This window comes from Amycolatopsis sp. NPDC051373 (assembly GCF_040689465.1).
Lineage (GTDB): Bacteria > Actinomycetota > Actinomycetes > Mycobacteriales > Pseudonocardiaceae > Amycolatopsis.
In genome coordinates this window covers 266196-287665 of record NZ_JBFBAE010000013.1, presented here as the reverse complement: position 1 = coordinate 287665, position 21470 = coordinate 266196, and the positions used below count along the sequence as shown (strand labels likewise).

Sequence of the window (21470 nt, the reverse complement as noted above, 5' to 3'; positions counted from 1 at the left end):
GGCTCCGCGAACTCCCCGTGCCCGGTAGTTTTGGCGACATGTCGAGGATCGCGGTCGCCATCACCACGCCGGACGGCCTCTGCACGGCCACACTGCACACGCCACTGAGCGCCGGCCCCGCGGTGATCCTGTACGCCGACGCGGCCGGGGTCCGGGAGACGTTCGCCGAGATGGCGGACCGGCTCTGCGCGCTCGGCTACGTCGTCCTCCTGCCGGACGGCTACTACCGCACGCCGTTCGCGCCGTTCGACGTCACCACGGTCTTCACCGTGCCCGAGGAACGGCAGCGGCTGACCCGGCTCGCGGGGAGCGTGACAGCGGAGATGGCGGTGCGCGACACCGGCGCGTACCTCGACTTCCTGTCCGGGCGCAGCGAAGTCGCGGGCTCGCTGGTGGGGACGACCGGGTACTGCATGGGAGGGCGGTTTTCGCTGTGGGCCGCCGCGCGTTTCCCGTCGCGCGTCGCGGCCGCCGCTTCGTTCCACGGCGGCAACCTCGCCGCCGACGATCCCGACAGCCCGCACCTGCTGGCCGACCGGATCCGCGCGTCCGTGCTGGTCGCGGCGGCGCGGGACGACAGCGCGTTCCCGCCCGAGCAGTTCGAGCGGTTGCGTGGAGCGTTCGTCGGCGGGGCCGTGCGGCACACGCTGGAGACGTATCCCGCCAAGCACGGGTTCGCGGTGCCGGACAACGACACGTACGACCCTGCCGCCGCCGAGCGCCACTGGGCCGCGCTGGCCGAGCTGTTCGCGGAGAACTTGCCGCGCTAAGGGCGGAAAAGCGGACCGGCGCCTTCGGCGGTGGGCCGTGCTCCGACAAGCCGGGCGGCGGCCCAGAGCGTGACCTGGGTGGCTGTGAGGACGGGGCAGCCGGCGGCCCGCTCGAGGTCGACGGTGAGGCGGTTGGCGTGCAGGGCGGTTTCCGGCACGAGCACGGCCTGCGCCGCCGGGTGCGCGGCCCGCGCGACGAGGTCGATGATCCGCTCGGCCGGCCATGCGGCGAGCTCGCGGTCGGAGCCGGCGGAGGCGTCGACGCGGTGGACGACGTCGGCGTCGGCTTCCCGGATTCGCGCGATGAACCGGTCGGAGAGGCTCGGGTGGTAGACCGAGGCCAAGGCGACCGTGTCGAAGCCGAGGAAACGGATCGCGTCCTGGAACGCGGCGGTGGTGCTGGTGGCCGGGGCGCCGGAGAGACGGCGCAGCGTCTCCAGCTGGTGCCGGGTGTCGGTCAAGAAACTGGAGCTGGTGACGGCGAAGGCGACCGCGTCGAACGGTTCGAGGTCGCGAAGGGCCGTGGCCAGGTGGTCGTCCGAGCCCAGGCGGCGGACGGCGTCGGTGACTTGCGCAAGATCCAGCTCCCCCACGTCGTCCACATCGGACGGCCACGGGAAGTAGCGGACGGCCAGGTCGAGAGCGGGATGGAGCCGGCCGGCGAGGTCGAGGAAGTCGTCCTCACCGGCGTTCCGGGTCGGGTAGAGCAGGCCGAGTCGCATGGCCCGAGACTAGGCGGCGACGGCCTTCTTCGGCTTGCGCTCCAGCCACAGCTGGGCACCGATCAGGGCGACCGTCCAGCTCACCCAGGCGGCAATGGCCGCGATGGACTGCATGAACGCGACCTCACTGCCGCCGAAGGTGGTGGCGATCCGGGGTTCCAGGATGATCATCGCGATCGGCGAGATCAGGCGGTTGAGGATGATCGACATGGTCAGCGCGAAGCTGCGGATCATCCAGCGGCGGTGGTCACCGAAGCGACGGTCACGAGCGGCGCGGTAGCCGGCCCAAGTGCAGCCGATCCAGATGACCGCGAGCATGACGTCGCTGGCTCGCGTGGCGGGGCCGAAGGGGCTGGCGGCGCCGATCGTCAGGGCCATCACGCCGGAGGGCAGCACGCCGCCGAACACGTAGGCGCGGCCGGCGTAGCGGTGCACCACCGGGAAGCGGCGGCGGATCCACGGCCAGATCTGGACGACCGCGCAAATCATCGCGATCGAGCCGAACACCACATGGCCCACGAGGAACCAGTAGTGCGCGCCGAAACCGGCCGGGGCCGGGACGCGCGACTGCGCCGGGTCGAGCGCGAGGTACGGCGGCAGCGAGTACGCCAGGAAGGCCACCACGACCAGCCCCAGCACCCCGATCCATGGGCGGCGCTTCTTCGTCGTGCGCGGCTGCTGCGCCGGCACCCGCGGTGGTCGCAGATCCGTCCCCGCCGTCATGGCCACTCTCCCTCGCTCGTCGCCTGATGCTCTACGAACGTAGGTCCGGCAGGGGTGGCGCAACCATGGTGCGCGCTGGCGTCGGCCGGGTGGGGACAGCCTTACCCTCGGCCGGGTGATCTTCGGGCTTGCCTTGACGCGCGCGGCAACGTTTACCGTCTCCGCCATCCACTCGAGCGGAGGCACGATGCGGTTCGCGGTCAGCTACAACCCGGCGTTCCACGGGCTCGAGGGCCTCGTGGCGTTCGCGCGCCACGCGGAGGCGTGCGGCTTCGAGGGGCTCCTCCTGCCGGAACACCTGGCCTCGCGCCCAGGCGTCAAGCTCGGCGGGTGGGAGATTCCGCCGACGCTGCCCTACGCCGACCCGCTCGAATGCCTCGCCCACGTCGCCTCGGTCACCGACCGGCTGCTGCTCGGGACCGGGGTGCTGCTGCTGCCGTACCACCAACCGGTCGCGCTGGCGAAGCGCTTGGCCACGCTCGATGTCCTGTCCGGCGGCCGGCTGCGTCTGGTGACCGTCGGCGTTGGGGCGCTGCCACACGAGGCTTCGGCGGCCGGGGTGGACTACCGGACGCGAGGCCGTCGTGCGGACGAGGCGCTCGACATTCTTCGTCTACTGTGGACGGGTGGTGCCGAAGGTGTGAGCCATCACGGCGAGTTCGTCGAGTTCGACGACCTCTGCAGCTACCCCAAACCGGTCGGCACCATCCCGATTCGGGTGGGCGGGTCCAGCCGTGCCGCCGCGCGCCGGGCCGGGTTGCGCGGCGACGGCTGGTTTCCGGGCGGCTCGCTCACCCCTGACGACCGCGTCGCCTTGTTCGACCTGGTGCGCGCCGTCGCCGACGAAGCGGGCCGCCCCACACCGGACTACACGCGGTGGGGCTCGACCGAGCTCACGTCAGAGGGCATCGACGCGCTGGCCGCCGAAGGCGTGACCCGCGTGGTCGTCTCGGCCGGAAGCGCCGATCCGCAGGAGCGGCTCGACGAGCTGTCCGCGTTCGCCGACCGGTTCGCCCTTCACGCGTAACTGGCGTGGGCGGCGATCACCCGCCAGCCGTCCGACGTGCGCAGCCACGTGCGGGTGTAGCGCATCCGCGCGGTGAACGGCTCACCGCCGAGCGAACCCGACAGACGGCCGAGAAACCACGTGACGCCGGTCGTCCCTTCCGAGAACACCCGCAGGTCTTCCTCCACGAGCTCGGTCAGGACCTGGCTGCCGCTGCGGTGACCAGTCAGGTCGTCGGCCTTCGAAGCGACCGAGCCGAAGGTGAAGATCAGGCGGTCGTCCAGGAGTTCGTCGAGCGCACCGACGTCACCGGCCAGCTGCGCGGCCTGGAGGCGGTGTTCGGCGTCGAGCAAGGTCGGGTCCACGGGGAGGCTCCTTCATCACGCGGTAGAACGCCATCGTGGCCTGGAAACCTGCCGAGTGAAGGGAAGTTCGCGCAGAGCCGAAGTCGTTCAGTCCCGAACCGAGATGAAGGGCACCTCGACGAGAATCGAGGTGCCCTTCTCTTCACCCCCCGGGGTGGGTCAGGAACCGCGGACCCGCCGCACCGTGTCCCGGTAGAACAGGCCGCTCTGTTTGATCGTGCGCACCTGCGTTTCGTAATCCACGCGCACGAGGCCGAAGCGCTTGGCGTAGCCGTACGCCCACTCGAAGTTGTCCAGCAGAGACCACGCGAAGTAGCCCCGGATGTCCACGCCTGCCAAGCGCGCGGCGGCCACCGCGGCCAGGTGCGAAGCCAGGTAAGCCGTGCGGCCCTCGTCGCGGACGAAGCCGTCGGCGTCGGGCGCGTCGTCGAAAGCCGAGCCGTTTTCGGTGATGTACATGGGCAAACCGGGGTAGTCGCGGCCGAGGCGGGTGAGCAGCTCGGTGAACTTTCCCGGCAGGATCTCCCAGCCCATGGCCGTGGTGGGCTCGCCGAACGGCACGGCGCGCTGCACCGGGAAGCCGTCCTCGCCCACGGTGCGGCCTTGCTCGTCGACGCCCGAGTACTGCTGGCCGAAGTAGTAGTTCACGCCCAGGAAGTCCAGTGGAGTCGAAATGATCTCCAGATCACCGTCCTCAATGGGCAGTTCGGCGCCGCGAACAGCCATGTCCGCCACCACGTCCGCGGGATAGGAGCCACGCACCAAGGGATCGAGGTAGACACGCACGCCCATGCCGTCGGCGTTGCGCGCGGCCTCGCGGTCGAGCTCGCTGCCGGACGCGGCGTCGGACGTGCCCATGTTGAGCGTGATGCCGAACTGCGTGCCCTCGGGTGCGGCCTCGCGCATGCGCTGCGTGGCCAGGCCGTGGCCGAGCAGCAGGTGGTGGATGGCCTTCATGCCGGCCGCGAAGTCGCGCCGGCCCGGGGCCATCACGCCGTGCACATAGCCGTGCATGGCCGAGCACCACGGCTCGTTGAGCGTCGTCCAGTGGCGCACGCGGTCGGAAAGCCGGTCGAACACGAGCATCGAGTAGTCGGCGAAGCGGTACGCGGTATCGCGCGCCGGCCAGCCGCCCGCGTCTTCGAGCTCCTGCGGCAGGTCCCAGTGGTACAGCGTGAGCCACGGCGCGAGGTCCTTGGCCAGCAGCTCGTCCACGAGCCGGTCGTAGAACCCGATCCCGGCCTCGTTGACCGGGCCCTTGCCGTTGGGCTGCACGCGCGGCCACGCGACGGAGAAGCGGTAGGTGTCGGCGCCGAGCTCCTTGACGAGCCCCACGTCCTCGGGCATGCGGTGGTAGTGGTCACACGCGACGTCGCCGTTGTCGTTGTTGTCGATCGCCCACGGGACCCGGCAGAAGGTGTCCCAGATGGACGGTGTGCGCCCGTCTTCGGCCACCGCGCCCTCGATCTGGTACGCGGCCGTCGCCACGCCCCACCGGAAGTCCGGCGGCAGCGAGTCGATCAGCGCCTGCTGCTCGCGGGTCGCAGCGTCGGTGGTCTCGGTCAAGGGGTCTCCTTATCTACGACTTGACGGCGGCGACGGAGTCGGCCGGGTGCAGCCAGCACGCCACGCTGCGCGCGGGATCGTCACGGTCGGCGGGCACGCCGAGCACCGGCACCTCGGTGGTGCAGCGATCGAACGCGTGCGGGCACCGCGGCGAAAACGCGCACCCGACCGGCAGCGACCGCGGGTCGGGCGGCGAGCCGGGGATGCCGGTGAGCTCACGCCGCGGCCCGCGCAGCGCGGGGAACGAGTGCAGCAGACCGTCGCTGTACGGGTGCAGCGAATCGCGGTACAGGTCCACGCCGCGGGCCTGCTCCACGATCCGGCCGCCGTACATGATCGCGATGCGATCGGAGAACTCCACCAGCAGCGACAGGTCGTGGGTGATGAACAGGACCGAGAAGCCCAGCCGCTCGCGCAGTTCCACGAGCTGCGCCAGGATCTGGCGCTGCATCACCACGTCGAGTGCCGTGGTGGGCTCGTCCATGATCACCACGCGCGGCTCCAGCGCCAGCGCCATCGCGATCATCACGCGCTGGCGCATGCCGCCGGAAAGCTGGTGCGGGTACGCGTCGAGCCGGTCGGCCGCGATGCCCACCAGGCGCAGCAGCTCACGTGCCCGGGCGAGCCGGGCTGACTTGGTGCTGCGCGGATCGTGGGCCTTGATCACGTCCATCAGCTGCACCGAAACCTTGTGCACCGGGTTGAGCGAGTTCATCGCGCCCTGGAACACAATGGACGTTTCGGCCCAGCGGAAGTCGCGCAACTGCTTGGGCGTCAGCTTCAGCACGTCGTACGGCTCGCCGTCGCCGGGGTCGTAGACCACGCTGCCACCGCGGATCACGCCCGGCGGCGGGAGCAGCCGAGTCAGGCCGTAGGCCAAAGTGGACTTTCCGCTGCCGCTTTCACCGGCCAGACCGAGCACCTCGCCGCGGTGCAGCGTCAGGTGCACGTCCTGCACCGCGTGCACAGCGTCGGCACCGAGGCCGTAGTCGACGTCCAGGCCCTTGATCTCGAGTACGGGTTCGATCATTGTTTCTCCCGGCCCAGCACGGGCGTGAAGCCGACGCGCAGGCGCACCGTCTTGCCCTCGGCGTTCTTCGCCTTGGTCTTGCCGCTCGACCGCAGCTGCGGGCTCACGAACTCGTCGATGCCGAAGTTCAGCAGCGACAACGCGGTGCCGAGGATCGCGATCGCGAGCCCCGCCGGCACGAACCACCACCACGCGCCCTGCGCCAGCGCCTGCTGGCTCTGCGCCCAGAACAGGATGGTGCCCCAGTTCCACTCCGAGAAGCTGGAGACGCCGACGAACGCCAGCGTGATCTCCGACATCACCGCGAACACGACCGTGCCCACGAAGCTCGACGCGATCACCGCGGTGAGGTTCGGCAGGATTTCGAAGAAGATGATCCGCCACGTCGACTCGCCGCTCGCCCGCGATGCCTCGACGTATTCCCTCCTTCGCAAGGAAAGCGTCTGCGCTCGCAGGATCCGTGCGCCCCACGCCCAGGAGGTGAAGCCGATGATCACGGCCACCAGGTAGTCGCCGCCACTGGGCAGCGCTGTGCCGATGATGATGATCAGCGGCAGCGCCGGGATCACGAGGAACACATTGGACAATGCCGACAGGCCCTCACCCGGCGTCCCGCCGAGATAGCCGGACGTGACACCGACGATCACGGCGAGGATCGTCGCCACGATGCCGGCCGTGAGCCCCACGAGCATCACGCTGCGCGTGCCCACGATGACCTGGCTGAAGATGTCCTGACCGAGGTGCGTGGTGCCGAACCAGTGCTTGCCCGAAGGAGATTCGAGCAGGTCGTTGCTGCGCGCGGACGGGTCGAACGGCGCGAGCCACGGCCCGATGATCGCGATGACCACGAAGAAGGTCAGCAGGACGAGACCGGTGATCGTCTTGCCGCCGGTCAGGAACCGGAAGCGCCGGCGTTTGGCCGCGGGCCCGGCGATCGCGTCGGCCGGGAGCGGCTCGGGCGCGGCGGCCTTGAGGTCGGCTACGGGAACTGCCACGACTCAGCCCTCCTTCCGGGTGCGCGGGTCGAGCACGAGGTAGGCGACGTCGGCGAGCAGGTTGGCCACCAGCACCGAGAGCGTGATGATGAGGAAGATGCCCTGCATCAGCGGGTAGTCCTGCGAGCCGACGGCCTGGAACAGCTCGTAGCCGACGCCGGGGTAGGAGAACACGATCTCCACCAGCAGCGTGCCGCCCACGATGAAACCCAGCGCCAGCGCGAACCCCGACACGCTCGGCAGCAGCGCGTTGCGGGCGGCGTAACTCACCATCACGCGGCGTTCCTTGAGGCCCTTGGCGTGCGCGACGGTGATGTAGTCCTCCGACGCGACGGTGACCATCATGTTGCGCATGCCGAGGATCCAGCTGCCCATGGAGCTGATGAGGATCGTGATCGCCGGCAGCAGGCTGTGCTGGATCGCGCTGCCGATGAAGTCACCACCCCAGCCGGGCACCAGGCCCGGGTCGTAGCCGCCGGACGCCGGGAAGAAGCTGCCCGGGCCGGCCAGCAGCGTGATCGCGATCAGGCCGAGCCAGAAGTACGGGATGGACGAGAGGAACGTGGTGACCGGCAGCAGACCGTCCACCCAGGACCCGCGCCGCCAACCCGCGACGACACCGAGGCCGGTGCCGATCAGGAAGCCCACCACCGTGGTGAAACCGACGAGGATGATCGTCCACGGCAGACTGTCGCCGATCACTTCGGACACGGGCGAGGGGAAGAAGGTGAACGACAGCCCGAGGTCGCCGCGGAAGAGCTGCGCCCAGTAGTGGAAGTACTGGGTGATCAGGCTTTCGTTCTTGTCGAGTCCGAACAGGACGTACAGCGACTGGATCGCGTCCGCGCTGAGCGTACCCTGGTTCTTCGTGATGAGCGACTGCACCGGGTCACCCGGGATCAGCCGCGGGATGAAGAAGTTGATCGTGACGGCGGCCCACGCGGTGAACAGGTAGAAGCCGAGCCGTTGGAGCAGGTACCTCACGGGCGCACCGCCGAGTCGTACAGCCAGCACGCGGCCCAGTGGCCGGGGGCGTCGTCCACCTCGAACCGCGGCGGCAGGTCGATTTTGCAGCGTTCCATCGCCACTGGGCACCGCGGGTGGAACCGGCAGCCCGACGGCGGCGCGATCAGGCTCGGCGGCTCGCCGGAACCCTTCTCCTTCGGCGCTTCACCCAGTGCGGCTTCCGCGCCCGGGTCGAGCCGGTCGGGGTCGGGTGCCGATTCGATCAGCAGCCGCGTGTAGGGGTGCGCGGGCTGCTGCGTCACGGTCTCGGAATCGCCGCCCTCCACCATGCGCCCGGCGTACATCACCAGCGTCTCGTCGGCGAAGTAGCGCGCCGACGCGATGTCGTGCGTGATGTAGAGGATCGCGAGATGCAGGCGTTCCTTCAGGTCCCGCAACAGGTTCAGCACGCCGAGGCGGATGGAGACGTCCAACATGGAGACCGGCTCGTCGGCCAGCAGTGCCTCGGGGTCGGCGCCGAGCGCCCGCGCGATCGCGACGCGCTGGCGCTGGCCACCGGAAAGCTCGTGGGGGAACTTGTCGACGTAGCGCTCCGGCGGGGTCAGCTGCACCCGCGTGAGCAGCTCGTGCAGCGCCTGCTCCAGGTCAGCGTCGGACTTGCCCGCGCGGTCGTGGATCTTCAACGCCCGCGTGAGGTGGTAGCGCACGGTGTGCACGGGGTTCAGCGATGCGAACGGGTCCTGGAAGATCATCTGGACCTTGCGGCAGTAGGCCCGGAAAGCCTTGCCGCCCTTCACGGTCGTGGACTTGCCGTGCAACCGGATGTCGCCGCTCGTGCGCGGGTAGAGCTGGGCGAGCAGCCGCGCCACGGTCGATTTGCCCGAGCCGGACTCGCCCACCAGCGCGGTCACGCGGCCGCGCCGCAGCACCAGGTGGACGTCGTCGACGGCCTGAACGCTGCGGCGCCCCTTCGTGAGCACCTCGCGCCCGCGCTTGCGCACGGGGAAGTGCTTGGTCAGCCCGGAGGCCTCGAGCACGATCGTGTCCGAGGCCCCGGTTTCGATCTCGCCGGCCGGGGAGGCCACCCCCGCCTCGAGCGAGGCTGAGGTGGCTTCCCGGGTGGCCACTGCGTTGTCCTCGGCCATAGATCAGGCCGCGGGCTTCAGGTGCATGACGATGTCCAGCGCGTTGCGCAGGGTCGGCTGCGCGGGGCCGTACGGGTTGGCTTCGTCGGGCCAGCCAGTCCAGTTCTTCGTGCTGTACTCGCCGCCGGAGTTGGCCGCCATGAGCGGGACCATCGGCTGCTGGTCGATCATGATTTGCTGCAACGTGTTCATCGCGGTGGCGCGGCTCGCGTCGTCGGCGGCGTTGGCGTAGGTCTCGAGTGCCTGGGTCGCCTGGTCGTTCTTGAAGCGGCCGTAGTTGCCGTTGATGCCGCCCTGGCCGGTCGGCTTGTAGCGGTTGCCGTCCATCACGTCGCGGTACAGGTCGTATGGCGTGGCACCGTCGTTGGTCCAGTGCAGCAGACCCTCGAAGTCACCGGTGTCGACGGACTTCGTCCACGCGTCCTGGTTCATCTTCTCGACGGTGGCGGTGATGCCGATCTGCGACAGGTTGTCCTTGATGATCTCGAGGTCGGTGATGTAGTCCGACCAGCCCGAGGGCACGGTGAGCTTGAGGGTCACCGGCTTGCCGCTCGGGTCCACGAGCTGGTTGCCGTTGTAGGAGAAGCCCGCGCCGGTGAGCAGCGACTTGGCGCCCGGCACGTCGACCTTCACGGTCTGGCCCTTGTACTGCGACGCGATGAACGAGTCACCCGCCGGCGTCGGGATGCCGGTGACCTGGTCGTTCTTCGGGTAGAAGTAGCCGGCCTCGCCCTGGTTGAAGATGTCGTCGCGGTTGATGACCTTGTTGATCGCCTGGCGCAGCTTCGCGTTGTTCCACGGCGCCTTCTCCGTGTTGAACCACAGGCCGTGCACCGCGAGCTGGGCCGGGAACCACAGCTTGTAGTGCTGCGGGTCCTTGTTCACGTAGACGGTCTTGTAGTTCGGGATGAAGACGAAGCTCCACTCGGCCGCACCGCTGGTGAGAGCGGCGACCTGCGCGTTGTTGTCGTTGTAGGAGGTGTAACGGATCTCCTTGACCGCCGGCGCCTGCTGCCAATAGCCGGTGCGCTGGCTCACGGTGATCGTCTGCGGGGTGAACGACTTCAGCGTGAACGGGCCGGTGCCCACCGGGTTCTTCACGGTGTCGGTGGACGGGTCCTTGATCTGCGACCAGATGTGCTTGGGCACCACGATCGTCTGCAAGATCTTGACCTGGTTCACGAACTGCGAGGTGTCGAAGCCCAGGGTGACCTGGTTCCCGCTCGCGGTGATGTCCTTGTAGGGCACCGAGTCGATGTTCAGCGCTTTGTTGTCGCGCAGCAGCTGGAACGTGTAGGCCACGTCGTCGCCGGTCATCGGCGTGCCGTCGGAGAACTTGACTCCGTCGCGGATGGTCAGGACCAGCTTCTTGTAGTTGTCCGACCAGTCCCACTTCGTGGCCAGCCACGGCTTGCCGGCTTCCTGCGGCTTCACGCGGTTGAGCATCACGAGGGGCTCGTAGATCACGTAGCGGTACCCGAGCGACGCTGCCGCCGAGGTCTCCAGGAACGGGTTGTTGTTCTCGGCCTGCGGGCCGTTCGGCATGCCGACGTTCAGCACGGCCGCGGCGTTGCCGCCGCCACCCGCACTGCTCGAGCCGCCGCCACAAGCGGCGAGCACCGCGGCTGCCACCACGGCGACGAGCGCTGCGACGACGGAGCGCTTCACTCGCATTCGTCCTCCTAGGTCCTGGTGCTACGGATTCCGCCCGTGCTCTTCAGAGCTCGGTCCGGCCGCGCGACAGGAGGGAGTCAACCCGGGTGACTCGGGTCACGTCAATAACACGGCGGTAACATTTTGTGCCTAAGTTTAAGTACTGAAAGAAAGGCTCACGCTCGGTGTCCGCCTGTCGATCTCCTTGCAGGGCAAGGAGATTCAGCCGGCTGAACGCCCGCCCGACGCCAGCAACGCCGCGATCGGCAACGTCGCCGCACCCAGCGCGACAGCCTCCGGGCCCAGCTCCCCGAGCTCGACCACGGTCGCCTCGGCGAGGTAGCCGAGCGCGTGCCGGGCGGCGGCGTCACGGACGTGCGGCAGGATCGCCGGGCCCATGATCGCTCCCGCCGAGCCTGCCAGCACAACCCGGTCGGGCGCCAGGAGGTTGATCAGATTCGCGATGCCGATGCCCAGGTATTCACCCGTCGCGGCGAGTGTTTCGGCAGCTGGACCAGACCTTTCGGCCAGGGCGACGAGCTCGGCGAGCCGGCTCTCGCTGTCCACGCCGGGCAGCGGCCGGGCGCCCGGGCTCTCGGCGTAGTGGCGGACCACGGCCTCGGTACCGACGTAGGCCTCCAGACAGCCGCGCGAACCGCAGCGGCAGGCAGCGCCCGCTGCCTGCACCACGGTGTGGCCCCACTCACTGGTCGTGATGCCGGGAAAAGACCCACCGTCGGTGACGAAGGCCGCGCCGACGCCCACGCCGAGCAGCGCGATCACGGCGCGGCCGGCTCCGCGACCGGCGCCGAGCCACATCTCGGCCTGGCCGAGCGTGCGGGCGCGGTTGTCGAGGTGCAGGGGCGCGTCGGCGAACTGTGCGTGAGCGCGCAGCAGGTCGGCGAAGGCGACGCCGGCCCAGCCGAGCGTGGGGGCGTGCACGATGCCGCCGTCCCGCACCGCGCCTGGCACGCCGACGCCCACGCCGAGCACACGAGACGCACCGGCCGACAGCACCTCGGCGACGCCGGCCCGCGCGAGCTCCACCACTTCCGCCGGGTCGGGGTTGCTGCCCGCGAGCGGGTGCTGCACGGTCGCGAGCGTCCCGAGCGCGCAGTCGAAGAGCCCGGCGCGCACGTGGGTCTCACCGACGTCGACGCCTACGACCTGCCCGTATTCGGGCCGGACGCGCAGCAGCGTGCGCGGCCTGCCACCATCGGACTCGACGGAACCGGCCTCGGCCACCACACCGTCGCCGATGAGCTCCGCGACCACGTTCGTCACGGTCGCGGGACTGAGCCCGGACTCGGCGACGAGTTCGAGCCGGCTGACCGGCCCCCTCAGGTAGAGCGACGACAGGAGCGCCGCGCGGTTGTGCCGCCTCAGATCACGGGTTGTCTGCCGGAGCACCCTCGTCACCTGGGGGATTCTGCCAGACGTCCATATGTTCGGGACTTAGTTCACTAGTTAATACATGGCCACAACTTACGGTGATCAGGCATCCTGGTGCCGGGAGAGTTCGAGGCCAGATGGGTGTCACATGGCGACCAAGCGCACGACCGTCCGAGATCTGCGGCGGCACAACCGTTCCCTGCTGCTGTCGAAACTGTACTTCGACGGCCCGCTGTCGCGGCACGAACTGAGCCAGCTCACCGGCCTTTCGGCGGCGACGGTCAGCAACGTGACCGCCGAGCTCGGCGAGGAACGGCTCATCACCGAGGCCGGCCTGGTCGAATCCGACGGCGGACGGCCGCGCGTGCTGCTGCGCGTGGACCCGGCGTACGGCTACGTCGCGGGCGTCGACATCGGCGAGACGGGCGTGCGCGTGGAGCTGTTCGACCTCGCGATGCAACGGCTGGCCACAGTCGAGCACGAGCTGTCACCGGCGCGCACCGAACCGGCCGCGGTCGTCGCGGCCGTCGTCTCCGGGCTGCGCGAGGTGATCACGTCCGCCGGAGCCGAGGAGTCGGCCGTGATCGGCGTGGGCGTCGGCGTGCCCGGCACGGTCGAGCAGGGCGAACGCGTGCTGGTGCACGCGCCCACCATCGGCTGGGATTCCGTCGCGCTGGCCGACGACCTGCGCGCGGCCGGCATCGAGCTGCCCGTGTTCGTCGACAACGGTGCCAAAACCCAGGGCCAAGCCGAGATGTGGTTCGGCGCCGGGCGCGGCGCGCGCCACGCGGTGATCGTGCTCATCGGCTCGGGCGTCGGCGCGGCCGTGATCGCCGACGGCGCCACCTACCGCGGCTCCACCAGCAGCGCCGGCGAGTGGGGTCACACCACCATCGTCTACGGCGGGCAGGCCTGCCGCTGCGGTTCGCACGGCTGCCTCGAGGCCTACATCGGCGCCGAGGCTGTGCTCGCGCGTTACCGCCGCGCCCGCGGCAAGCCCGTGCCCGGCGAGACCGAGCAGGACCAGTTCGCCGCGCTCCTCGCCTCGGCCGACCGCTCGAAGTCGGCCCAGAAGGTCCTCGAGGAGACGGCCGGTTACCTCGGTGCCGGCATCGCGAACCTGATCAACCTGTTCAACCCGGAGCGCATCGTCGTCGGCGGCTGGGCCGGCCTCGCCCTCGGCGAGCGCCTGCTGCCGCTGATCCGCTCCACCGCGTCGGCCCACGCGCTGAGCCACCCGTTCGGCGAGACCACGATCCAGCTCGGGCACCTGGGTCTCGACGCCGTCGCGACGGGCGCCGCCACCCTGCCCGTCGCCGACCTCCTGGAACAGGGCGCCGATCCGCGACTTCTGGTCAAGCCGGCCCCCGCGATCCGCTCGGGCGCGGGCGCGGCCTAGAACCCCGTTGTCACCCAGCGAACATCCCCGAGAACCCCAGGTGACCGGCCGGTGATCACCGTCGATCACCTGGGCGACAACCGGCGCCCCTTAATTCGGGTTGAAAAAATTCTCACATCCGCCATTGCCGCAGTGGTACGGACCATGCATACTGCTTTTACTTTGTTGCCAGGCACAACAAAGTAGTCCGATTAGTCCGACCCCTGCCGCCCGCCTGCGGTCCACCTCCGGAGTGGACACGAAGCGCTCGGCCGAGAACCGCACGGTCCCCCCCCCGCCGTGCTCTCCTCCGCCCCACCGCGTTTTTGTGCTGCGCGTGAAAGCGCGGTCCCCTCCGCAAGAAGAGGTGACAACGATGTCCATCTCACGTTCTCTGAGACGTTCCCGCTGGGCCGGGCTCTTCGCGGCCGCTTCGCTGCTGGCCGTCGGAGTGCAGGCGACGCCCGCCGTCTTCGCGCCCACAGAAGCCGCGGCGGCGGCCAGCTTCACCGACGACTTCAACGGGTCCGCAGGCAGCCCGGCCGACGGATCGAAGTGGAACTACGAAACCGGCGACAACGTCAACAACCACGAGCGCCAGTACTACACGTCCGGCACGAACAACGCCGCGCTCGACGGGCAAGGCCACCTGGTGATCACGGCCAAGCGCGAGAACCCGGGCAACTACAACTGCTGGTACGGCCGCTGCGAGTACACGTCCGCGCGCCTCAACACCTCCGGCAAGTTCAGCCAGGCCTACGGCCACTTCGAGACCCGCATGAAGCTCCCGCGCGGTCAGGGCATGTGGCCCGCGTTCTGGATGCTCGGCGGCGGCAACTGGCCGGCCGACGGCGAGATCGACGTGATGGAGAACGTCGGCTTCGAGCCCAACACCGTGCACGGCACCATCCACGGCCCCGGCTACTCGGGCGCGGGCGGCATCGGCGCCGGCTACAGCGGCCCCAACTTCTCCGACGACTTCCACACCTACGCCGTGGACTGGTCGCCCAACAAGATCGTCTGGACGGTCGACGGCAACGTCTACCAGACCCGCACGCCGGCCGATCTCAACGGCAACCGCTGGGTCTACGACCACAACTTCTTCATCATCATGAACCTCGCCGTGGGCGGCTACTGGCCCGGCGACCCCAACGGCAGCACGCAGTTCCCGCAGCAGCTGGTCGTCGACTACGTGCACGTGACCACGAGCACCGGCGGCGGCACCACGCCGCCGAGCGGGAGCACCGGGCGCATCACCGGCATCGGCGGCAAGTGCGTGGACGTCGCGGGCGCCAACAGCGCCAACGGCACACCCATCCAGATCACCGACTGCAACGGCAACGCGGCGCAGAACTGGACCGTCGGCAGCGACGGCACCCTGCGGGCGCTGGGCAAGTGCATGGACGTCACCTCGGCCGGCACCAGCGATGGAACTCCCGTGCAGCTATACGACTGCAACGGTTCCGGCGCCCAGCAATGGGTAGTCACCTCGGCGCACGACATCGTGAACCCGGCCGCGAACAAGTGCCTCGACGCCACCGGCAACAGCTCGGCCAACGGCACCCGCCTGCAGATCTGGACCTGCACGGGCGCGGCCAACCAGAAGTGGACCGCACCCTGATCTACTGACCGCCGGTACGCGCTGCGCCACAACAAAAGCCGACGCGTTTCCCGGTGCCCTTCAAAGCCGCCGCGCGGGGCTGCTCGCCTCCTCTCCCTCCTCCGGCAGCCTCGCGCGGTGTTCCACTCCGGTCCCCACCGGCTCCCCGTTCGCCCGGGTGGCGTGACCCCGACCGGATCACGCCACCCGGCGCCCCGGATCCCCACCGGCCCGCCTCCACCCGAGAGGCATCCGCCGGGGTGTCCGCGAACGCGCTCGATCCACCCGTTCCCCACCGGGCTCTCCCGCTCCCACCGGGCTTTCCCCGTCCCCACCGAGCTTTCCCGTCCCCACCGAGCTTTTCTCCCCACCCCAAACCGCCCGACAGACAGCCCCCGCCCTCCCAAGGGGGGCGTCCCCATTCCATTCTACCGGCGAGGTGTGACAAAAAGTGGCCACACGGCCACGGACGGCGATGTTGTCCACAACTCGCCTCGCCTGTGGAAAACCCGGTCCTCACCGGGATCTCCCCTTCCCCCAAGGAGAAACACATGCGGCGATTCCTCGTCGCGCTGGCAGGGTGTGTCCTGTTAGCGCTTTCCTTCCTCTCCGGCACCACAGCCTCAGCGGCACCAGCCACACCAGCGGCACCGGCCGCCGCAACCGCAGCCCCCACCGCGGCCCAGCTGCTCGCCAAGACCAACTCCTGTCAGCAGATCTCCAACGGCAAGTACAGCTACGACGAAGGCGGCGCCGCCACCGTCCCCGTCTGCCAGTCCAGCGGTGCCGTGTTCTTCAAAGCCGACATGGACATCGACTGCGACGGCCAGCGCACGACGCAGTGCAACGAGAACACCGACTGCTGCTTCTACCCGGACACGGCATTCCACACGTCCACCGACCAGCCGTTGAACGCGGCGCAGCTGCCCTACATCGTGCTGCCGCAGCCAACGTCCACTTGGGACTACCGCCAGTACGGGATCGACGGTGGCTCGGTGGTCGCCGTCATCTACAACAACAAAGTCACCTACGCGGTCGTCGGTGACACCGGCCCGACGAGCATCATCGGCGAAGCGTCCTACGCCACGGCCGTGAGCCTCGGCATCGACCCCGACCCGAGCACCGGCGGCACCGAGGGACCGGTCACCTACGTCGTGTTCCCGAACACGCACGTGAACCCGATCGAGAACCACAACACCGCGGTGAGCGTCGGCGAGTCGTCGGCGAGCACCTGGGTCGGCGGCGGCCAGACCGACCCGCCGACCGGTGGCGCCGGCCAGATCACCGGCCTCGGCGGCAAGTGCGTGGACGTCGCTGCGGCCAACAGCGCCAACGGCACCGCCGTGCAGCTGTATGACTGCAACGGCACCACCGCGCAGCAGTGGACCGTCGGCTCCGACGGCACGATCCGCGCACTCGGCAAGTGCCTCGACGCCGCCGGCACCGCCAACGGCACCAAGACGCAGATCTGGGACTGCACCGGCGGCGCGGTCCAGCGCTGGAGCCGGAACTCGACCGGCAATCTCGTGAACGCCGCCTCCGGCAAGTGCCTCGACGCCACGGACAACAGCTCCGCCAACGGCACCCGCCTGCAGATCTGGACGTGCGCCGCCACCGCCAACCAGAAGTGGACGGTGTCGTAGGCATGCGCAAACGCCACCTGCTCCCGCTGCTCGGCGCGGCGGCCCTGGCGCTGTCCACAATGGCCGTCCCGACCGCGCAGGCCGCCGGCGAGGCCGTGAACATCTGGCTCACCACCACCGACGACGCCAAGGGCGTGAACGTGACGCGCGGCCTGCAGCAGCAGACGCCCATCGCGTTCTCCGCCGGCACCGGCAGTGGCCAGGCCACGATCAACGTCAACGAGAACACCACCTACCAGCAGTTCGAAGGCGCGGGCGCGTCCTTCACCGACAGCGCGGCATACCTGCTGAACTCCAGCAACCTGCTGTCCGCGAGCACCCGCAACCAGGTGATGCAGAAGCTGTTCGATCCCAACGCCGGCATCGGCATCAGTTTCCTGCGCAACCCGATCGGCGCGTCGGACCTGGCGCGCTACAGCTACACGTTCGACGACATGCCCGCCGGGCAGACCGACCCGAACCTGCAGCACTTCTCCATCGCCCACGACCAGGTGGACGTGCTGCCGCTGACGCAGCAGGCCAAACAGCTCAACCCGCAGCTGAAGGTGATGGCTTCTCCGTGGAGCGCACCGCCGTGGATGAAGGACAACGACGACTACAAGCTCGGCTGGGTCGAGTCGCAGTACTACAACGCCTACGCCCAGTACTTCGTGAAGTACGTGCAGGCGTATCAAAACGCGGGCGTGCCGATCAACTACCTCACCGTGCAGAACGAGCCGACGTGCTGCGCGAGCTACCCGTCCACGAACTGGAACGGCTCGGGCCTGGCCTACTTCACCAAGAACAACCTGCTGCCCGCGTTGCACACGGCGGGGCTGTCGACCAAGGTCCTGGCGCTGGACTGGAACTGGGACCAGTACCTGTCCTTCGCCGCGCCGACGATGGACGACCCGGCCATCCGCGACGACCCGAACTTCGGTGGCATGGCGTGGCATGGGTACGGCGGCAACGTGTCGCAGCAGACGACCGTGCACAACCAGTATCCGAACGTCAACGCGTACTCGACCGAGCACTCCGGCGGCACCTGGGTGTCGAACCAGCAGGCCGAGGACATGAACAACATCGTCGACTACACGCGCAACTGGAGCCGCACGGTCACCAAGTGGAGCCTCGCGATGGACCAGGCCCACAACCCGCACAACGGCGGCTGTGACACCTGCACCGGCCTCGTGACCGTCCACAACGGAGACGGCCGCAACGGCCAGGTCGACTACACCGTCGAGTACTACACGATGGGTCACCTCACCAAGTTCGTGAAGCCGGGCGCGGTGCGGATCGACTCGAACGACAACGCCACCGTGCGCAACGTCGCGTGGAAGAACCCGGACGGGTCCAAGGCCCTCATCGCGTACAACTCGGGCACGGGCAACCAGAGCGTGCGCGTGAACTGGGGCGGGCAGTCGTTCACCTACACGCTGCCGGGCCACACGTCGGCCACGTTCACGTGGAACGGCACGCAGGCGGGCGGGGGCACCACCACGCCGCCGACCGGCCGCACCGGCCAGATCACCGGGCTGGGCGGCAAGTGCCTCGACGTCGCGGGCGCCAACAGCGCCAACGGCACCGCGGTCGACCTCTACGACTGCAACGGCACGGGCGCACAGCAGTGGACCATCGGCTCCGACGGCACGATCCGGGCACTGGGCAAGTGCCTCGACGTCAGCGCGGCGTCCACAACGGACGGTTCGAAAGTCCAGCTGTACGACTGCAACGGCACCGGCGCGCAGCAATGGACGGCCAACTCGTCCCGCGACATCGTGAACACCGCCGCCGACAAGTGCCTCGACGTCACCGGAAACACCTCGGCCAACGGCACGCGCACGCAGATCTGGACGTGCACCGGCGCGGCCAACCAGAAGTGGACCACACCGTAACCCTCCCCAGGAGTCCCCGATGAGAAGAAGAGTCCTCGCGGCGCTCGGCGGCCTGCTCGCCGCCTCCGCCGTCATCCTGATCCCGGCCGACGCGCAGGCGGCGACCGGGCAGATCACCGGCCTCGGCGGCAAGTGCGTCGACGTCGCCGGCGCGAACAGCGCCAACGGTTCCGCCGTGCAGCTCTACGGCTGCAACGGAACCACGGCACAGCAGTGGAACGTCGGCTCCGACGGCACGATCCGGGCGCTCGGCAAGTGCCTCGACGTGGCCTCGGCAGCCACCACCGACGGGGCCAAGGTGCAGCTGTACGACTGCAACGGCACCGGCGCGCAGCAGTGGACGGTCAGCGCCGACCACGACATCGTGAACACCGCGGCGAACAAGTGCCTCGACGCCACCGGCCAGAGCTCGGCCGATGGCACGCGCCTGCAGATCTGGACGTGCACCGGCACGGCCAACCAGAAGTGGACCGCGCCTTCCGGCGGCGGCGACACGACTCCGCCGCCTTCGGCCGGCGCGATGGCCGTGGCCCCGTACATCTACAACGGCTGGGGCGCGCCGCCGAATCCGACCACGATCATGAACGCGACGGGCGTGAAGTGGTTCACGCTGGCGTTCGTGCTGTCCAACGGCTACTGCAACCCGCAGTGGGACGGCGCGCGTGCGCTCACCGGCGGCGTGGACCAGGGCACGATCAACACCGTGCGCGGCGCGGGCGGCGACGTGATCCCGTCGTTCGGCGGTTACAGCGGCAACAAGCTGGAGTCCTCGTGCGGCAGCGCGGGGGAGCTCGCGTCGGCGTACCAGAAGGTGATCAACGCCTACGGCCTCAAGGCGATCGACATCGACATCGAGGCCGACGCCTACAGCAACCCGACGGTGCAGCAGCGCACCGTCGATGCGCTCAAGACCGTGCGTGCCAACAACCCGGGCATCAAGATCTACGTCACGTTCGGCACGGGCACCAGCGGCCCGGACTCGAGCCTGGTCAACCGCGCGGCGCAGTCCGGCTTCGCGGCCGACGGCTGGGTCATCATGCCGTTCGACTTCGGCGGCGCCGGGCAGAACATGGGCACCCTCACCACACGTGCGGCCGAGGGCCTGAAGAACGTCGTCAAGAACGCCTTCGGCTACACCGACGACAACGCCTACCGGCACATGGGCATCTCGTCCATGAACGGCATCACCGACCAGAACGAGACGGTGACCGTGGCGGACTTCACCACCATCCTGGGTTACGCGAACCAGCATCACCTGTCGCGGCTGACGTTCTGGTCGGCCAACCGTGACCGACCGTGCACGGGTGGTCCGGACGACAGCTGCTCGAAGGTCTCGCAGCAGCCGTGGGACTACACCAAGGTGTTCGCCCAGTACGCCGGCTGAGGATCCGAAGTGGACTGAATCGGAAACAACGCAGCGGCGAACCGTGATCTCCCCCCGGGGACCACGGTTCGCCGTTGCTCCACCATCTCCACCATCTCCTGGCCACGCACGCCGGATCGGGCACTGGGGGCGACCATCCCGATTCGGTCTTCGCGAAGGGGCCCACGCCCCGTCTGGGGGTTCCGGGGCGTGGGGGGCCCATCGCTTCACGCGACCTGATGAAGACGTTAATCAGGTGTCCGCGATCTTGACACCACCCAGACTACGGACGGCACGAACGGCCACATTCGGGTGCCCATCCGCGCGAAAGCACGCTATGTAAGCAAGTGCTTCATCCCTTTTCCGACGGAAGTAGTGCCGTTCCTGCGTCACGGACGCGCAACTCGTGGCAAACGTTTTCCATGGCGCAGCACACACTTTCCCGTCGGGTCACGGCGATTTTCGGGCCCCTGACACGGATCCCGCCCCGGCGCGAGACGGCGGGCAGTCCGGTTTGGACCACCACCGTGAGTTACAGACTCGCGCCGTCCACCGAACGCTCCGAGTACGCCTCGACGAGCTGCGCTTCCGCGTCGGAGAGGTAAGCCGCGAGCAGTTTTTCCGCGCGCCGACCGTCTCCTTCTCCGAGCGGCCCGAGCAGTTCGCGGTTGCGCGGCAGGTAGCGCTCGTGGAACCGCCGCGGGTCGGCCATCACGTGGAACACCAGCCGCAGCTCGGCCGTGAGGCCCTGCATCAGCTCAACCACGCGCTCGCTCCCGGTCAACGCGACGAGCTCGCTGTGGAACCGGATGTTCGCCGTGCCGAGGTCCTGCCAACGGCCGGTTTCGGCTGCTTGGTCACCCTCGGCGACCGTGGCCGCAATCTGGTCGTAGGACGCCGGCCGCTCGGAGATCCCGCGGACCGCGGCGCACTCGACGAGCTTGCGGACACGGTAGATGTCGCGCACGTCGTCGACCGTCGGCACGCGGACGAAGACGCCGCGGTTGAGCTCGTGGGTGAGCAGCCGCTCGTGCGTGAGCAGGCGGAACGACTCGCGCAGCGTGTTGCGTGAGACGCCCAGCGCGTTGCCGATGTCCTGCTCCGACAGCCGGCCGCCGGGCAGGAAGAAGCCCTCTGCGATGCGCGTGCGCAGCACTCCGGCGACCCGCTCCGCGGTGCTCGTGCGGCTCAGCAGGCCGCGGTCGGCTTCCAGGCCCAGCGGGCTCTCGTCGGTGACCACGTCGCCCAGCGTAGCCGCAGGGTTGAGAACGATAAAATG

General features: G+C 68.9%; 18 protein-coding genes. 7 read left to right on the top strand and 11 right to left on the bottom strand.

Annotated elements, in window-relative coordinates; all coding sequences use genetic code 11:
* The first annotated feature begins 38 nt into the window (after positions 1-38).
* On the top strand, positions 39-770 hold the full coding sequence (locus tag AB0383_RS25830; RefSeq protein ID WP_366188747.1) for a dienelactone hydrolase family protein: 732 nt from the start codon (positions 39-41) through the stop codon (positions 768-770).
* On the opposite strand, the gene AB0383_RS25825 is transcribed toward AB0383_RS25830, so the two are convergent.
* Together AB0383_RS25825 and AB0383_RS25820 are read right to left on the bottom strand one after the other, a co-directional pair.
* Positions 767-1492 carry a decarboxylase gene (locus tag AB0383_RS25825; protein WP_366188746.1) on the bottom strand — a complete coding sequence of 242 codons (726 nt, stop codon included), beginning with the start codon at positions 1490-1492 and terminating at the stop codon, positions 767-769. The genes AB0383_RS25830 and AB0383_RS25825 overlap by 4 nt on opposite strands.
* Positions 1493-1501: 9 nt before the next feature.
* Positions 1502-2215 carry a DUF2306 domain-containing protein gene (locus AB0383_RS25820; RefSeq protein ID WP_364180486.1) on the bottom strand — a complete coding sequence of 238 codons (714 nt, stop codon included), beginning with the start codon at positions 2213-2215 and terminating at the stop codon, positions 1502-1504.
* A 187-nt stretch (positions 2216-2402) separates the two neighbouring features.
* Between AB0383_RS25820 and AB0383_RS25815 the strand changes: the two genes are divergently transcribed.
* On the top strand, positions 2403-3242 hold the full coding sequence (locus AB0383_RS25815; protein ID WP_364180484.1) for a TIGR03619 family F420-dependent LLM class oxidoreductase: 840 nt from the start codon (positions 2403-2405) through the stop codon (positions 3240-3242).
* On the opposite strand, the gene AB0383_RS25810 is transcribed toward AB0383_RS25815, so the two are convergent.
* From AB0383_RS25810 to AB0383_RS25775, 8 genes are all read right to left on the bottom strand, one after another.
* The gene (locus tag AB0383_RS25810) at positions 3233-3586 is read right to left on the bottom strand and encodes a nuclear transport factor 2 family protein (protein WP_364180483.1); all 354 of its coding nucleotides are present in this window, start codon (positions 3584-3586) and stop codon (positions 3233-3235) included. The genes AB0383_RS25815 and AB0383_RS25810 overlap by 10 nt on opposite strands.
* Positions 3587-3745: 159 nt before the next feature.
* Positions 3746-5152: a GH1 family beta-glucosidase gene (locus AB0383_RS25805; RefSeq protein ID WP_364180481.1), complete on the bottom strand. Its 1407-nt coding sequence runs from the start codon at positions 5150-5152 to the stop codon at positions 3746-3748.
* A 13-nt stretch (positions 5153-5165) separates the two neighbouring features.
* Positions 5166-6182, bottom strand: coding sequence for an ABC transporter ATP-binding protein (locus tag AB0383_RS25800; protein ID WP_366188745.1), 1017 nt, complete (start codon positions 6180-6182; stop codon positions 5166-5168).
* Complete coding sequence (locus AB0383_RS25795) at positions 6179-7177, bottom strand: ABC transporter permease (RefSeq protein WP_366188744.1); 999 nt, start codon at positions 7175-7177, stop codon at positions 6179-6181. The genes AB0383_RS25800 and AB0383_RS25795 overlap by 4 nt, the downstream gene beginning before the upstream one ends.
* Before the next feature lie 3 nt (positions 7178-7180).
* Positions 7181-8161, bottom strand: coding sequence for an ABC transporter permease (locus AB0383_RS25790; RefSeq protein ID WP_220244519.1), 981 nt, complete (start codon positions 8159-8161; stop codon positions 7181-7183).
* Positions 8158-9270 (bottom strand): ABC transporter ATP-binding protein, encoded by a 1113-nt coding sequence (locus AB0383_RS25785; protein ID WP_366188743.1) that lies wholly within the window; start codon positions 9268-9270, stop codon positions 8158-8160. The genes AB0383_RS25790 and AB0383_RS25785 overlap by 4 nt, the downstream gene beginning before the upstream one ends.
* Before the next feature lie 21 nt (positions 9271-9291).
* On the bottom strand, positions 9292-10962 hold the full coding sequence (locus AB0383_RS25780; protein WP_364180473.1) for an ABC transporter substrate-binding protein: 1671 nt from the start codon (positions 10960-10962) through the stop codon (positions 9292-9294).
* A 201-nt stretch (positions 10963-11163) separates the two neighbouring features.
* Entirely contained in the window at positions 11164-12360 is a 1197-nt protein-coding gene (locus AB0383_RS25775) for an ROK family transcriptional regulator (protein WP_366188742.1), read from the bottom strand.
* 121 nt (positions 12361-12481) lie between these two features.
* Here AB0383_RS25775 and AB0383_RS25770 point away from each other — a divergent pair, with 121 nt between their 5' ends.
* The 5 genes from AB0383_RS25770 (at position 12482) to AB0383_RS25750 (ending at position 20212) form a co-directional block, all read left to right on the top strand.
* The gene (locus AB0383_RS25770) at positions 12482-13732 is read left to right on the top strand and encodes an ROK family transcriptional regulator (protein WP_364180469.1); all 1251 of its coding nucleotides are present in this window, start codon (positions 12482-12484) and stop codon (positions 13730-13732) included.
* Positions 13733-14087: 355 nt separating this feature from the next.
* Positions 14088-15332, top strand: coding sequence for a family 16 glycosylhydrolase (locus AB0383_RS25765; protein ID WP_364180467.1), 1245 nt, complete (start codon positions 14088-14090; stop codon positions 15330-15332).
* Between the two features lie 530 nt (positions 15333-15862).
* Positions 15863-16954, top strand: coding sequence for a ricin-type beta-trefoil lectin domain protein (locus tag AB0383_RS25760; protein ID WP_366188741.1), 1092 nt, complete (start codon positions 15863-15865; stop codon positions 16952-16954).
* A 2-nt stretch (positions 16955-16956) separates the two neighbouring features.
* Positions 16957-18828, top strand: coding sequence for a ricin-type beta-trefoil lectin domain protein (locus tag AB0383_RS25755; protein WP_366188740.1), 1872 nt, complete (start codon positions 16957-16959; stop codon positions 18826-18828).
* A gap of 19 nt (positions 18829-18847) precedes the next feature.
* Positions 18848-20212, top strand: coding sequence for a ricin-type beta-trefoil lectin domain protein (locus AB0383_RS25750; RefSeq protein WP_366188739.1), 1365 nt, complete (start codon positions 18848-18850; stop codon positions 20210-20212).
* A 511-nt stretch (positions 20213-20723) separates the two neighbouring features.
* Here the strand turns inward: AB0383_RS25750 and AB0383_RS25745 are convergent.
* Positions 20724-21431, bottom strand: coding sequence for a GntR family transcriptional regulator (locus AB0383_RS25745; RefSeq protein WP_364180461.1), 708 nt, complete (start codon positions 21429-21431; stop codon positions 20724-20726).
* Positions 21432-21470 lie beyond the last annotated feature (39 nt).